This window comes from Streptomyces sp. NPDC047981, assembly GCF_040653315.1.
Lineage (GTDB): Bacteria > Actinomycetota > Actinomycetes > Streptomycetales > Streptomycetaceae > Streptomyces.
On record NZ_JBEZNQ010000068.1, the window covers coordinates 1 to 13,464 of the forward strand.

Here is a 13,464-nt window from a genome sequence, read left to right on the forward strand (position 1 = left end):
GTTTCTAGAAAAATATTCGAGTTCTTGACCCGGACCTATACTCCCTCCATGGCAAAGCAGTCCCGTGGCGAGGCCACCGTCGAACGCCTCCTGGCCGCGGCACTGGAGGTGTTCGCCACGTCCGGGCAGGCCGGGTTCACCGTGAACGCGGTGACGAGGGCGAGCGGGGTCAGCCTCGGCAGCCTGTACCACCACTTCGGCAGCTTCGACGGTCTCGCGGCGGCCCTGTACGGCCACTGCCTGCAGCAGACGTACGCGGCGGCGCTCGGCGCCGTCGACCGGGCCAGGACCGCCCACACCGGCATCCGGGCGTTCGTGACGACGTACCTGCGCTTCAACCAGGAGAACCCGGCCGTGGCCCGCTACCTGCACGGCTCGGCGTACTCCAGCTACCTGGCCGTCGACGCCGACCGGGCCCGCGGTGCCGAGCCGGACCACTTCCCCCGGGTCGCCGAGCACCTCAAGCGCTGGATCGACGCGGGCGAGATCGCCCCGCTCCCCGGCCCGCTCCTGGAAGTCCTGATCGTCGGCCCGGTCGCGGTGGCCGCCCACCGCTGGCTCGCGACCCCGGAGGACATCGACCTCAACCAGGCGGCCCGAATCCTCTCGGACCGCGTCTGGGCGTCCGTCCGGGCCGACCAGGGCCTGTCCGGCGGATCATGACCGGGGCCGCGGCGCGAGCGGCTAGTTCAGCAGTGCCCTGGCCGCCTGGGCCTTGTTGCGGATCGACGCCGCCGCGCTCGGTTCGACCGCGGCCACGACCGAGGCGTACGCCTCCATCTCCGCCGCCCCCGCCTGGAACTCGCCGCGCTGCACCAGCAGCTCCGCGTGCTCGTAGCGCAGCCGGGCCGGGTGGGAGGGGAGGAGGAGGGACAGTTCCACCGCCCAGAGCGCCACGCTCGACCGCTCCGGGCGAGGGGCCGCCCAGGCGCGGATGTTGTTCAGGACCCGCAGGACGATGTCCAGCGGGTCCGTCGGGCGCAGCATCGACGGTTCGAGGGGCTCGCCGGTCGCGCCCGCGACCAGCAGCTCCGCGTCCATGCCGGTCATCGGCCGGCCGCCCGCGAAGGGGTCCGCGAAGACCTGGGCCGACGGGTCGCCGAAGCCGATCACGAAGTGGCCGGGCAGACCGAGGCCGTACACCGGCGCGCCCGCCCGCCGCGCCACCTCCATCCAGACGACGGAGAGCAGGATCGGCAGCCCGCGCCGGCGCCGCAGCACCTCGTGCAGCAGCGAGGACTCCAGGCGCTGGTAGTCGGCCGGAACGCCCTGGAAGCCGTACCGCCCGCCGAGCACCCGCTCAAGGGCGGCCACCCAGTCCGCCGGGTCCCGCACGCCGTACGGCAGCTCCCCGGCCAGCCGGTCGAGCTCGATCTCCGCCGCGTCCAGGTCGGCCTCGCGCAGGCCGTCGTCCGCCACCGCCCCGATCAGCAGGCAGAGCCGTGCCAGGTCCGGACGCCGCGCCCGGGCCTCCTCGGCGAACTCCCGCCGCCAGTCGGTCACCCCGGTCACCTCGCTCACCCCTCCGTCGGTCGGTAGTGGTGGTAGTGGTGATGGACCGCGAAGCCCATGCCCTCGTACATCGCCCGGGCCCCGTCGTTCTCCGTCTCGACCTGGAGCCAGGCGGCCGACGCGCCCTCGTCGAGGGCCCGCCGGGCGAGTGCCGTCATCACGGCCGAGGCCAGGCCCCGACGCCGCTGCTCGGGGTCGACCTCCACCGCCATGAACCCGGCCCAGCGGCCGTCGACCACACACCGTCCGATCGCCGCCGGTATGTCTCCCGTGCCCGGTACGGACGCGAACCACACACTCGGGCCGCCGGACAGGACGCTCAGCACATGGGGCCCGACCACGCCGGACCGGTTGTAGCGGCGCAGCCACGCCTCGTCCACGCTCCGCGCGAGCCGCACCCGCGAGACGTCCGCGTCCAGGTCACCGACCGGGGCGAGGCCCCCGATCCGTACCTCCGCCGTGACCTCCGCGCGCCAGCCGTGCCGCTCCAGCTCCGCGCAGAGGAGCTCCTGGGTGCCCTCGGCACCGGTCGCCGTCTGGATACAAGGGGGAAGGTTCCGCTTCGCGTACCACTCGCGGACCCGCGCGAGCGCCTCGTCCAGCGGCAGACCGGGGTCGCCGAGCGGCAGCACCGAGTTCGCCCGCCGGGTGAATCCGCCCGAGGCCCGCAGCGTCCACGCGCCGAGCGCCTCGCTCTCCACCGGCGGCCAGCCGCGCGCCATCGCGCGCGCGAGTTCCTCGAAGGAGGCGGCGGGGCCACGCCTGCGGGCCGGGGCGGCGGGCACGACCTTGCCCGCGACCAGGGCGGAATCCGGGATTCGGACGGCCTCGCCCGTCCTGCGTGTGATCAAGAGCACACCCTGATCCCAGGATGTGAGAACTCCGACCGCGTCGGTGAATTTCCCGCCCGGATCGCCCGCGTCCGTCACATACCGAACTGAGACACGTTTTCCCACGTCAGCGCGGGTAATACGCACCTCAAGGCGCCCTCCAGCGGTGAATTCCACAGCTTCTCCGCCCCTCCTGTTCGGATCGTCCCCAAGAACGGAGATACTAGGGGCGGGCATCGACGACGCCGCGCTCCCGCGCAGACCAGCCCTACCGAGGAGGAACGACAGCGTGACCTACGTCATCGCGCAGCCTTGTGTCGACGTCAAGGACAAGGCATGCATCGAGGAGTGCCCCGTCGACTGCATCTACGAGGGCTCCCGGTCCTTGTACATCCACCCGGACGAATGCGTCGACTGTGGTGCTTGTGAGCCGGTGTGCCCGGTCGAGGCCATCTTCTACGAGGACGACACCCCGGAGGAGTGGAAGGACTACTACAAGGCGAACGTCGAGTTCTTCGACGAGCTCGGTTCGCCCGGTGGTGCCTCCAAGCTCGGCCTGATCGAGCGCGACCACCCCTTCATCGCCGCTCTGCCGCCGCAGAACGGCTGATCGAACCGTCCTCGGTCCCGTACAGCCTCGCCGACCGGCGCGCTGTACGGGACCGACGCGTTTCGACCACGCGATTTTTCCGTGCGTCCGTACGTATGAGGAAGTGAGCCAACTCGTGAGCGCAGTCCCGGGCGCAGTCTCTTCGCGCCTCCCCGCCTTCCCCTGGGACAAGCTGGAGCCGTACAAGAAGACGGCCGTCGCCCACCCGGACGGCATCGTGGACCTGTCCGTGGGCACCCCGGTCGACCCCGTCCCTGAGCTGATCCAGCGGGCCCTCGTGGCGGCGGCGGACTCGCCCGGTTATCCCACCGTCTGGGGCACCACCGAGCTGCGGGACGCGCTCACCGGCTGGTGCGAGCGGCGCCTCGGCGCGGTCGCGGTCGGCCACCGCAACGTGCTGCCGGTCGTCGGCTCCAAGGAACTGGTCGCCTGGCTGCCGACCCAGCTCGGCCTCGGCGCCGGCGACCAGGTCGCCTACCCGCGCCTCGCGTACCCGACGTACGAGGTCGGCGCCCGGCTCTGCGGCGCGGAGCCCGTCGTCTACGACGACCCGGTGACGGATCTCGACCCGGCCCGGGTCAAGCTGCTCTGGCTCAACTCGCCCTCCAACCCCACCGGCAAGGTTCTCGGCAAGGACGAGCTGACCCGGATCGTGGCCTGGGCGCGCGAGCACGGCATCCTCGTCTTCTCCGACGAGTGCTACCTGGAGCTGGGCTGGGAGGCCGACCCGGTCTCGGTCCTGCACCCGGACGTCTGCGGCGGTACGTACGAGGGCATCGTCGCCGTCCACTCGCTCTCCAAGCGCTCCAACCTGGCCGGCTACCGCGCCGCGTTCATCGCCGGCGACGCGGCCGTCCTGGGCGAGCTGCTCCAGATCCGCAAGCACGGCGGCATGATGACCGCCGCCCCCGTGCAGGCCGCCACGGTCGCCGCCCTGGGCGACGACGCGCACGTCGCCGAGCAGCGCGAGCGGTACGCGGCCCGGCGCGCGGCGCTGCGCACGGCGCTCGAGGCGCACGGCTTCCGCATCGAGCACAGCGAGGCCAGCCTCTACCTGTGGGCGACCCGCGACGAGCCCTGCTGGGAGACGGTGGCGTACCTGGCCGACAAGGGCATCCTGGTCGCGCCCGGCGACTTCTACGGGACGGCGGGGGAGCGGTTCGTCCGTGTGGCCTTCACGGCGACGGACGAGCGGGTCGAGGCCGCGGTGAAGCGCCTGGCCTGAGTGCGGCCGGCGTGCAGCGGCTCGCGTGACGCGACTCGCGTGAACTGACGCGGAAGGGCCCGGGGAGCCGTGTGCTCCCCGGGCCCTTCCGTGTGTCCGCGGGCGTGTGTCCGCGGGCGTGTGTCCGCGAGATCAGCCGCCGATCGGCAGGCCGCCCAGCGACGGGACGCCGCCGCCGGTCGGGAGGCCACCGCCGAGGCCGCCGGCCGACGGGGCGGTCTCGCCCACGACCTGGCCCGCGTTGCCCGCGGTGTCGCCGGCGATCTGCTGCGCGGCCGGGGTGGCGGTCTTGGTGGCCGAGCCCACGGTCTTGCCGGCGGCCGGAACGGCCTTGCCGACGGCGTTGCCGCCGGTCTCGCCGACGGCACCGGTGGCGGTCTGCGAGGCGCCGTCGACCGTGCTGCCGACCCCGGCGGTGTCCAGCGAGCTGATGCCGGAGAGCGCGCCGGTGGGCGCGATGCTGTGGTCCAGGGCGCTCGCGGAGCCGGCCGCACCGACCACGGGGGCTGCTCCGGCCGCGACGAGGAGGGCGGCGCGGGCGATCCGACGGGTCAGGGGGAGGGACATGGTGCTCCTTCGACGGAGAGGACGTTCTGACGCCGTGCTCAACCGAGGCGGGGGAGGGGGAGGTTTCGGCGTTCGAAGGTAAAGCCCGTGCGATGGATCGCATTATCGGGTGGGGAGGAAAGCGGACGAACGCGCAGAAGATCCAAGCCGTGCTGAACCGTCACTGCCCTTGTGGCACAAGGGCAGTGCGGGTTCGGAGGGGTGGGTGCGCGGCGCGGGTCGGCGAATACCCGGTCGGGTGACACCCCGCACGCACGCACGACGCCCGTACGACCCCGGCCCCGGCTACGACCTCAGCCCCGGCTACCTCTACGGCTGCATCCGGATGCGGACGGCGTCCGCCGCTGTTCCGTCCGGTGTCCTCGCTCGGTTCCACGTGCCCTTGGTGTCGGTCGCCCGCCAGACCATGCCCCCGTACGACACCTCCGCGATCCGCAGGTCGTCCGCGCGTGCCACCGCCCAGTGGGCCAGCTCCCAGCCGCGCTGGGCGCCCGTGCCCGAGGTCGCGAGGACGGGGACCGAGAGCACGGCGGGAGCGGCGGCGGACTTCGCGTCCGCGCCGCCGGCGTTCCGGCCGGCGCTCGGGCCCGCACCGCCGTTCTCCCCCGCCGTCGCCTTCGGGGCGGCCTTCTTGCCGAAGGCCCGGACCAGCTCCGCCCGTACCTGCGCCGGGTCGCCCGGCCGCTTCGTCTCCGCCGGGCTCGTCGTGCAGTTCAGGGCGGCCGCCGAGCGGCCCGTCAACGCGGCGGCGAGCAGCCCCGCGTCCGGCTCGTGCTTCGCGTACGCCTGCGGGAAGCCGCTCTTCTGCACCTTCTGCGCCGCCACCGTCAACGGCAGCCGCGAGTACCCCGGAACCTTCGCCAGACCCTCGTAGAACTTCCCCGAGGAGTACACCGGGTCCATGATCTGCTCCGGCGTTCCCCAGCCCATCGACGGGCGCTGCTGGAACAGGCCGAGCGAGTCCCGGTCGCCGTGCTCGATGTTCCGCAGCCCGGACTCCTGGATCGCCGTCGCCAGGGCGATCTGGACGGCCCGCTCCGGCATCCGGCGCGTGGTGCCCACCGCCGAGATGGTGGCCGCGTTCGCCGCCTGGTCAGGAGTGAACTCGTACGTGTTCTCGCCACTGCCCACCGTGCACATGGGCGCGCCCTTGGAGCCCGTCACATGGTGCACGGCCACATAGCCGGCCAGGCCGCAGAGCACGACGAAGGCGGCCGTGTACCTGGTGAGACGGCCGGTGCGGCGGGTTCGGGGGGAACTGCTCGGCGTGGACACGGGGCCCACCGTACTGGAGGCCGCGTTAGGGTCGGCACATGGCTGACAACGCTCCCTTGGACCTCACGCTCGACGGCCCCGCGCTCACCGCCTGGCTCGTCGACTTCCCCTCGGTCAGCGGAACGGAGAAGCCGCTCGCCGACGCGATCGAGCAGGCCCTGCGGACCCTGCCGCACCTCACCGTGGACCGGTTCGGCAACAACGTCGTCGCCCGGACGAACCTCGGGCGCGAGGAGCGGGTCGTCCTCGCCGGCCACATCGACACCGTCCCCATCGCGGACAACGTGCCCTCGCGGCTCGACGAGGACGGCATCCTCTGGGGCTGTGGCACCTCGGACATGAAGTCGGGCGTGGCCGTCCAGCTCCGGATCGCCGCGACCGTTCCCGCGCCCAACCGTGACCTCACCTTCGTCTTCTACGACCAGGAGGAGGTCGCCGCCCACCTCAACGGGCTCGGGAAGGTCGCCGAGGCCCACCCGGACTGGCTGGAGGGCGACTTCGCGGTCCTGCTCGAAGGCTCCAACGCCGAGGTCGAGGGCGGCTGCCAGGGCACGCTGCGCGTCTTCCTGTGCACGGAGGGCGAGCGAGCCCACTCCGCGCGCTCCTGGATGGGCTCCAACGCCATCCACGCGGCCGCCCCCATCCTCGCGCGCCTCGCCGCGTACGAGCCGCGCAGGCCGGTCATCGACGGCCTGGAGTACCACGAGGGCCTCAACGCCGTACGGATCGAGGGCGGCGTCGCCAACAACGTCATCCCCGACGCCTGCACGGTCGTCGTCAACTACCGCTACGCCCCCGACCTCAGCCCGGCCGAGGCCGAGGCGCACGTGCGCGAGGTCTTCGCCGACTGCGGCGTCGCCGAGTTCGTCGTCGACGACCACAGCGGAGGCGCCCTGCCCGGCCTCTCCCACCCGGCGGCCGAGGCGTTCATGAAGGCCGTCGGCGGCACCGCCCACCCCAAGTTCGGCTGGACCGACGTGGCCCGCTTCAGCGCGCTGGGCGTCCCCGCGGTCAACTACGGTCCCGGCGACCCGATCTACGCGCACAAGATCGACGAGCACGTCGTCGTGGAACGGATCGTTCACTGCGAGGCGAGGCTCCGCGACTGGCTCACTGCCTGACAGCCGAAATTCTGCTTTTTGTCACGTCTGTGGACCTACCCTGACCGAATCAGAAGATCAGTGGATCGGTGGAGGGAGCAGGCCATGGGTATCCCCGAGGGAGCGTCGAAGCCGGAGGAGCAGCGGCTGGGACCGGTGTTGAGGCGCCGGGAGCAGGTCCAGCCGGGCACCACGGATCAGCGTCTGCTGGACACCGAGGGCGACTCGGAGTGGGTGCACACCGACCCGTGGCGGGTCATGCGCATCCAGTCCGAGTTCGTGGAGGGCTTCGGCGCCCTCGCCGAACTGCCGAGCGCGATCAGCGTCTTCGGCTCGGCGCGCACCAAGCCGGACTCGCCGGAGTACGAAGCGGGTGTCCGGCTCGGTCACGCGCTGGTGGAGGCAGGCTTCGCGGTCATCACGGGCGGCGGCCCGGGCGCGATGGAGGCGGCGAACAAGGGGGCACGGGAGGCCAAGGGCATCTCGGTCGGCCTCGGCATCGAGCTCCCCTTCGAGCAGGGGCTCAACCCGCACGTCGACATCGGCGTGAACTTCCGGTACTTCTTTGTCCGGAAAACGATGTTTGTGAAGTATGCGCAAGGGTTCGTCGTGCTGCCCGGCGGCCTCGGCACCCTGGACGAACTCTTCGAGGCGCTCACCCTGGTCCAGACGCGCAAGGTGACCCGCTTCCCGATCGTGCTCTTCGGTACGGAGTACTGGAAGGGCCTCGTCGACTGGCTCCGCGACTCGGTGGTCGCGGGCGGCAAGGCCTCGGAGCGGGACCTGCTCCTCTTCCACGTGACGGACGACGTGGACGAGGCGGTCGCCCTCGTGACCAAGGAGACGGGCCGGTAGGCGCCGGGCGCGGGGCGCACCGGCGCCCCGCGCCTACGCCAGCCCTCGCCGAGCCACGGCGGGCTCACGGTGGCCCGCGATCGACGCCACCATGTCCAGCACCTGCCGCGTCTCCGCGACCTCGTGCACCCGGTACACCTGCGCGCCGAGCCACGCCGACACCGCCGTCGTCGCCAGCGTCCCGAGCACCCGCTCCTTGACCGGCCTGTCGAGCGTCTCGCCCACGAAGTCCTTGTTGGACAGGGACACCAGGACGGGCCAGCCCGTCTCCGTCATCTCCCCGAGCCGCCGGGTCGCCTCCAGGCTGTGGCGGGTGTTCTTCCCGAAGTCGTGGCCCGGGTCGATCATGATCCCGTCGCGTCGCACGCCCAGCTCGACGGCCCGCTCGGCCAGGCCCACGGTGACCCGCAGGATGTCGGCCATGACGTCCTCGTACGCGATCCGGTGCGGCCGGGTCCTCGGCTCGGCGCCGCCCGCGTGGGTGCAGACGAGACCGGCGCCGTACCGGGCGGCGACCTCCGCGAGCCGGGGGTCGACCCCGCCCCACGCGTCGTTGAGGACGTCCGCGCCGGCCTCGCAGACCGCCTCGCCGACGTCCGCGCGCCAGGTGTCGACGCTGATGACGACGTCCGGGTGCCGGCGTCGTACCTCCGCGACGAAGCCGACCGTGCGCCGGGCCTCCTCCTCGGCCGTGACCTCCTCGCCGGGGCCCGCCTTGACGCCGCCGATGTCGATGATGGCGGCGCCCTCGGCGACCGCCTCCTCGACGCGGGCGAGGGCGGGCTCGTCGCGGAAGGTGGCGCCCTGGTCGTAGAAGGAATCCGGGGTCCGGTTCACGATCGCCATGATCACCGGCTCGTGCGGCCCGAATTCACGCCGTCCCAAGCGCAGCATCCCTTTTGTCCTCCCTCGCGTCCGTTCGCCTGCGACCCTAACTGTCAGTGGCGCATGGCACGATCGGCACGGGACGATTTCCACTCCGGGGAGAGGCGCGCTGGTGTTCTGGTTTTTGCTGATCGCGATGGTCGTGGTCGTCGCCGCAGTCACCCTCGCGGTGATCGGCGGGGGCGACAGCGAGGTGCTGCCCGAGGTGGCGCCCGAGCAGCTGGTGGACCCGCTGCCGCGGGCCCGCCCGGTCGACCGCGAGGACATCGAGGCGCTCCGGCTGCCGGTGACGGCGCGCGGCTACCGGATGGCGGACGTGGACGACGTCCTCGGGCGCCTCGGCGCCGAACTCGCGGAGCGGGACGCGCGGATCGCGGAGCTGGAGGCCGCGCTCGCGGGTGGCCACGGCGGACGTGGCCCCTCGGCAGGTCCCTCCCTGCGCAAGGACGAAGGGCCGGAGCGATGACCGGCGAGGCGGTCCCCGGCCCCGACGGGCGGCTCCGCTGCCCCTGGGGCCTCTCGACCGAGGACTACGTGGCGTACCACGACGAGGAGTGGGGCCGCCCGGTCCACGGGGACGACGCGCTGTTCGAGCGGCTGTGCCTGGAGGCCTTCCAGTCCGGCCTGTCGTGGATCACGATCCTGCGCCGCCGCGAAGGGTTCCGCAGGGCCTTCGCCGACTTCGGGATCGCCTCGGTCGCCCGCTTCGACGAGGCCGACCGGGAGCGGCTCCTCGCGGACGAGGGCATCATCCGCAACCGCGCGAAGATCGACGCGACCATGGCCAACGCCAAGGTGCTCGCCGCGTGGGCGCCCGGTGAGCTGGACGCCCTGATCTGGTCGTACGCCCCGGACACGGCGACGCGCCCGGCACCTCTGACGGTCGCCGACGTCCCGGCCGTGACCGACGAGTCGACGGCCCTCTCCAAGGCCCTGAAGAAGCGCGGCCTCCGCTTCATCGGCCCGACGACGGCCTACGCCCTCATGCAGGCCTGCGGCCTGGTCGACGACCACCTGAAGAACTGCGTGGCCCGGGGCGCCCGCTAGGGGCGGCCCCGGGCCACGAGACGCGTGCGCCGGCCTGCGTGCGCCGGTCGCCGGACATCCGTCAGAAGACGTGCGCGCCGTCCGAGGCGTCGAACGGCGTCTGGTAGGTCGGGGCGCCGATGCCGCCCCGGCCGTTGCCGGCGTCGACGTGCAGGTCCCAGAAGTTGATCGTCCGCATGACGTCGGACAGGCCGTCCCCGGTCACGTCCCCGACGCTCAGCACCTGCTCGGTCGAGGGCCAGGCGTACGGCAGCTTGGTGCGGGCGCCGAACGCGCCCTTCCCGTTGCCCGGGTAGAGCCACAGCGCGCGCGAGCCGTCACGGGCGAGCAGGTCGGCCCTGCCGTCCCCGTTCATGTCGCCCGGCGCCACCAGCCGGTTCATGACGTTCCAGCCGGCCCCGACCTTCTGCCGGGCGCCGAACCAGCCCTTGCCGTTGCCCGGGTACGTCCAGAGCACACCGGCCGTGTCCCGGGCGACCAGGTCCCGTCGGCCGTCGCCGGTGATGTCGCCGACCGCGGCGATCTCCCGCATGGTGTTCCAGCCCGCGCCGATCTTGGCACGGGTCTTGAACGCGCCCGCGCCGTTGCCGGGGTAGAGCCAGAGCACGCCGGCCTTGTCCCGCGCGAAGACGTCCTCGTTGCCGTCACCGTTGTAGTCGCCGTGCCGGACGAGCTGGGTCATCGTGTTCCAGCCGCCGCCGATCAGCCGCCCCTTCGGCATCTCCATGCTGCCCCGGGGCCGGTCACCGGGCAGGAACCAGAGCCGGCCGTCCTCCCCTCGGTGGAGGAGGTCGGGGACCCAGTTGTTGTCCAGGTCGCCGAAGTTGGTCACCGGGGTGGGCTCGGGGCGGGCGCTGGGCGCCAGCCAGTCCATCCAGGGGACACCGTAGGAGAGCTCGTGGCTGGTGGTGGCGACCCGGATCGAGCTGATCGTGTTGTCGAACACTCCGTCGAACGCGCCGCCGCCGAAGCTGTAAGCGCCGTCGTGCGGACTGATGTGCAGCGAGTCGTTGCCCGAGTAGTTGGGGCCCGTGTGGGCGCTCGCGTACAGCGAGGAGTTGTTGACGAGCGACGAGGTCCTGTCGTTCCAGGTGCCCATGGTCGCCTGACTGGACGAGATGATCTTCATCTCGCCCTTGAAGTCCGGGTACTGGAAGAGGCAGAGCTTGCCCGCCGGGCAGCGGGCCGAGCTGGCCGCGGCGCTCGGCGCCGTGCCGACGAGGCCGGCCAGCGAGGCCACGGTGGCCAGGGCCGCGACGAGGGCGCGGCGGGGCCGAGAGGTTCCGACCATGGATCGGACTCCCTTCGAAGGAGGGGTGAGGTCAGAAGACGAAGTGGGAGGAGCGGAGCTGGGCGAACGTCTTCGGGGCCGCGAGGCTGCCGTCCGCCTTGCCGGGGTAGACCCGGAGGTAGATCGGGGTGGTGCGGTCCCAGGGCTCGGTGCCCGGGCCGTGCGCGACCAGGTCGGGCCGGCCGTCGCCGGTGAGGTCGCCCAGGCCGGCGAGTTCGCGCAGCCCGTTCCAGCCGCCGGTGCCGATGAGCTTGCGGGCGCCGAACGCGCCGCGGCCGTTGCCCGGGTAGAGCCAGAGCTTGCCGGCCGTGTCGCGGGCCACCAGGTCGGCCCGCCGGTCGGAGTTCATGTCGCCCGCGCCGACGAGTTCGTTCATGACGTTCCAGCCGGCCCCGACCTTCTGCCGGGCGCCGAACCAGCCCTTGCCGTTGCCGGGGTACGTCCACAGGACCCCGGCGGTGTCCGCCGCGAGCAGGTCGGCCTTGCCGTCTCCGGTCAGGTCGCCCGCGGCGGCGATGTCCCGCATGGTGTTCCAGCCCGCGCCGATCTTGAGGGGGGACTTGAACAGGCCCTTGCCGGTGCCCGGGTAGAACCACAGGACGCCGGCCGTGTCGCGGGCGAGGAGGTCCTCGGTGCCGTCGCCGTTGTGGTCGCCGTGCCGGGTCAGCTTGGTCATGGTGTGCCAGCCGCCGCCGATGCGCTGCGTGGTGCCCGTGCTCTCCCAGGCGTGGGTGGACCACAGCCCGCCGACCGCGTCACGGGTGAGCAGGTCGCCGTACTGGTCGCCGTTGATGTCGCCGAACGCGCCGAGCGCCGTCGAGGGGGCGGGCCGCAGCTTGGGACCGGTGTCGCCGTACCAGCTCGGGAGCCGGCTCTCGGCCCCGCAGAAGTCGTCCGCCTCCGGCCCGACGTCGATCGAGCTGGCCGCGCGGTCGAGCTGGGGATACGCGCTCTCGTCGAAGGACTCCGAGGTGTAGAAGTGCACGGACCCTTCGGGAGCGAAGCCGGGCTGCGGATAGAAGCAGACCGCGTCCGAGCTGTAGTTCACGAAGGAGCGGACACGGTTGTCCCAGGCCCCGAGGGAGTACATGGGCTTGCTGACGACGAGCATGTCGCCCTGGTAGAGCGGCTGGCTGAAGACGCAGACCTTGCCCGACGGGCACCGGTCCCAGCCGTCGGCGGCCTGCGCCGGCACGGCGAGGGCCGTCGCCGACAGGCCGAACGCCAGGGCAGCCGTAAGAGCGCCGCGAACGGATCGCGACGCGGAGAGGAGACGCACGGAACCCCCCAGGTATGTGCGTGAAGAACATGTGGAGCACTCGAGGTGAACGAGTGATGTGCGGATCATATAGAGGCGCGCACCACCCGCTCGACCGGGTTCCCCGGGGGTTCCGGCGAGGGCTCAGCGGCCCACGTACTTCGGCTTCTCCTTGGCCAGGAAGGCCTGGACCGCGATCGTGTGGTCCTCGGACGCGCCCGCCGCCGTCTGCAGCTCGTCCTCCTTCTCCAGGGCCTCCGCGAGCGAGTGGTCGGCGCCGTACGCCAGGGACTCCTTCAGGGCCGCGTACGCCACCGTCGGGCCCTCGGCCAGGGTGCGGGCGACCTTCAGGGCCTCCGCGGCGAGGTCGGCGGCCGGGACCAGCCTGTTGACGATGCCCAGCTCGTACGCCTCCTGCGCGCTGATCGAGCGCGGGAAGAGCAGCAGGTCGGAGGCGCGGCTCGCGCCGATCAGCCGGGGCAGCGTCCAGGACATGCCGGAGTCCGCGGTGAGTGCCACACCGGCGAAGGAGGTGTTGAACGCGGCGGTCTCCGCGACCACCCGGTAGTCCGCCGCCAGCGCGAAGCCGAAGCCCGCCCCCGCCGCGACCCCGTTCACGCCCGCGACCACCGGCTTCTTCATGCCGGTCAGCGCCCTGACGATCGGGTTGTAGTGGTCCCGGACCGTGTTCATGGTCGCCTGCGAGCCGGTCTCCTTGTCCTGGAGCAGCAGACCCACGTGCTCCTTCAGGTCCTGGCCCACGCAGAACGCCCGGTCGCCCGCCGCCGTGAGCAGAACCGCCCGTACGGCCGTGTCCGCGCCCGCCGCCTCGACGGCGTCCCGCAGGGCGAGCTTCGCCTCGACGTTCATCGCGTTCATGGCCTCGGGCCGGTTGAGCGTGATCGTGGCGAGTCCGTCGGTCACTTCGTACAGCACGGTGTCGGCCATCGCGGCTTCCCTTCGCGTCTTCGGGGTCCCTGACTCGCCCCAGCATGGCGGAGATCACCCA

Annotated in this window: 15 protein-coding genes; 7 read left to right on the top strand and 8 right to left on the bottom strand. The window is 72.2% G+C overall.

Annotation, left to right across the window (positions count from 1 at the left end; genetic code table 11):
* Positions 1-48: 48 nt before the first annotated feature.
* Positions 49-663 carry a TetR/AcrR family transcriptional regulator gene (locus AB0E14_RS30330; protein WP_362425241.1) on the top strand — a complete coding sequence of 205 codons (615 nt, stop codon included), beginning with the start codon at positions 49-51 and terminating at the stop codon, positions 661-663.
* A 21-nt stretch (positions 664-684) separates the two neighbouring features.
* Here AB0E14_RS30330 and AB0E14_RS30335 read toward each other — a convergent pair whose 3' ends face one another.
* Together AB0E14_RS30335 and AB0E14_RS30340 are read right to left on the bottom strand one after the other, a co-directional pair.
* Positions 685-1,521, bottom strand: a complete 837-nt coding sequence (locus AB0E14_RS30335; RefSeq protein ID WP_362425244.1) for a transglutaminase-like domain-containing protein — start codon at positions 1,519-1,521, stop codon at positions 685-687.
* Complete coding sequence (locus tag AB0E14_RS30340; RefSeq protein ID WP_362425248.1) at positions 1,518-2,519, bottom strand: GNAT family N-acetyltransferase; 1,002 nt, start codon at positions 2,517-2,519, stop codon at positions 1,518-1,520. The genes AB0E14_RS30335 and AB0E14_RS30340 overlap by 4 nt, the downstream gene beginning before the upstream one ends.
* Before the next feature lie 112 nt (positions 2,520-2,631).
* On the opposite strand from AB0E14_RS30340, the gene fdxA reads away from it, so the two are divergent.
* Together fdxA and AB0E14_RS30350 are read left to right on the top strand one after the other, a co-directional pair.
* Positions 2,632-2,952 (top strand): ferredoxin, encoded by a 321-nt coding sequence (gene fdxA / locus AB0E14_RS30345; RefSeq protein ID WP_003985062.1) that lies wholly within the window; start codon positions 2,632-2,634, stop codon positions 2,950-2,952.
* A gap of 115 nt (positions 2,953-3,067) precedes the next feature.
* Entirely contained in the window at positions 3,068-4,177 is a 1,110-nt protein-coding gene (locus tag AB0E14_RS30350; RefSeq protein WP_362425251.1) for a bifunctional succinyldiaminopimelate transaminase/glutamate-prephenate aminotransferase, read from the top strand.
* 132 nt (positions 4,178-4,309) lie between these two features.
* On the opposite strand, the gene AB0E14_RS30355 is transcribed toward AB0E14_RS30350, so the two are convergent.
* Positions 4,310-4,744: an ATP-binding protein gene (locus AB0E14_RS30355; protein WP_362425254.1), complete on the bottom strand. Its 435-nt coding sequence runs from the start codon at positions 4,742-4,744 to the stop codon at positions 4,310-4,312.
* A gap of 309 nt (positions 4,745-5,053) precedes the next feature.
* Complete coding sequence (locus AB0E14_RS30360; protein ID WP_362425257.1) at positions 5,054-6,028, bottom strand: hypothetical protein; 975 nt, start codon at positions 6,026-6,028, stop codon at positions 5,054-5,056.
* Between the two features lie 29 nt (positions 6,029-6,057).
* Here AB0E14_RS30360 and dapE point away from each other — a divergent pair, with 29 nt between their 5' ends.
* Both dapE and AB0E14_RS30370 read left to right on the top strand, forming a co-directional pair.
* Positions 6,058-7,140: a succinyl-diaminopimelate desuccinylase gene (gene dapE / locus AB0E14_RS30365; RefSeq protein ID WP_362425260.1), complete on the top strand. Its 1,083-nt coding sequence runs from the start codon at positions 6,058-6,060 to the stop codon at positions 7,138-7,140.
* An 84-nt stretch (positions 7,141-7,224) separates the two neighbouring features.
* Positions 7,225-7,974: a TIGR00730 family Rossman fold protein gene (locus AB0E14_RS30370; RefSeq protein ID WP_362425263.1), complete on the top strand. Its 750-nt coding sequence runs from the start codon at positions 7,225-7,227 to the stop codon at positions 7,972-7,974.
* Between the two features lie 33 nt (positions 7,975-8,007).
* Here the strand turns inward: AB0E14_RS30370 and folP are convergent, their stop codons facing one another.
* Entirely contained in the window at positions 8,008-8,868 is an 861-nt protein-coding gene (folP, locus tag AB0E14_RS30375; protein ID WP_362425267.1) for a dihydropteroate synthase, read from the bottom strand.
* Between the two features lie 103 nt (positions 8,869-8,971).
* On the opposite strand from folP, the gene AB0E14_RS30380 reads away from it, so the two are divergent.
* A complete protein-coding gene (locus AB0E14_RS30380) occupies positions 8,972-9,325 on the top strand; it encodes a DivIVA domain-containing protein (protein ID WP_362425270.1) in 354 nt (117 codons plus the stop codon).
* Positions 9,322-9,906 carry a DNA-3-methyladenine glycosylase I gene (locus AB0E14_RS30385; protein WP_362425273.1) on the top strand — a complete coding sequence of 195 codons (585 nt, stop codon included), beginning with the start codon at positions 9,322-9,324 and terminating at the stop codon, positions 9,904-9,906. Before AB0E14_RS30380 ends, AB0E14_RS30385 begins: the two co-directional genes overlap by 4 nt.
* Positions 9,907-9,967: 61 nt before the next feature.
* On the opposite strand, the gene AB0E14_RS30390 is transcribed toward AB0E14_RS30385, so the two are convergent.
* From AB0E14_RS30390 to AB0E14_RS30400, 3 genes are all read right to left on the bottom strand, one after another.
* Positions 9,968-11,197, bottom strand: coding sequence for an FG-GAP-like repeat-containing protein (locus AB0E14_RS30390; protein WP_362425276.1), 1,230 nt, complete (start codon positions 11,195-11,197; stop codon positions 9,968-9,970).
* A 31-nt stretch (positions 11,198-11,228) separates the two neighbouring features.
* Positions 11,229-12,476 (bottom strand): FG-GAP-like repeat-containing protein, encoded by a 1,248-nt coding sequence (locus tag AB0E14_RS30395; protein WP_362425279.1) that lies wholly within the window; start codon positions 12,474-12,476, stop codon positions 11,229-11,231.
* A gap of 123 nt (positions 12,477-12,599) precedes the next feature.
* Positions 12,600-13,403 (bottom strand): enoyl-CoA hydratase-related protein, encoded by an 804-nt coding sequence (locus tag AB0E14_RS30400; RefSeq protein WP_362425282.1) that lies wholly within the window; start codon positions 13,401-13,403, stop codon positions 12,600-12,602.
* Between the last annotated feature and the right edge of the window lie 61 nt (positions 13,404-13,464).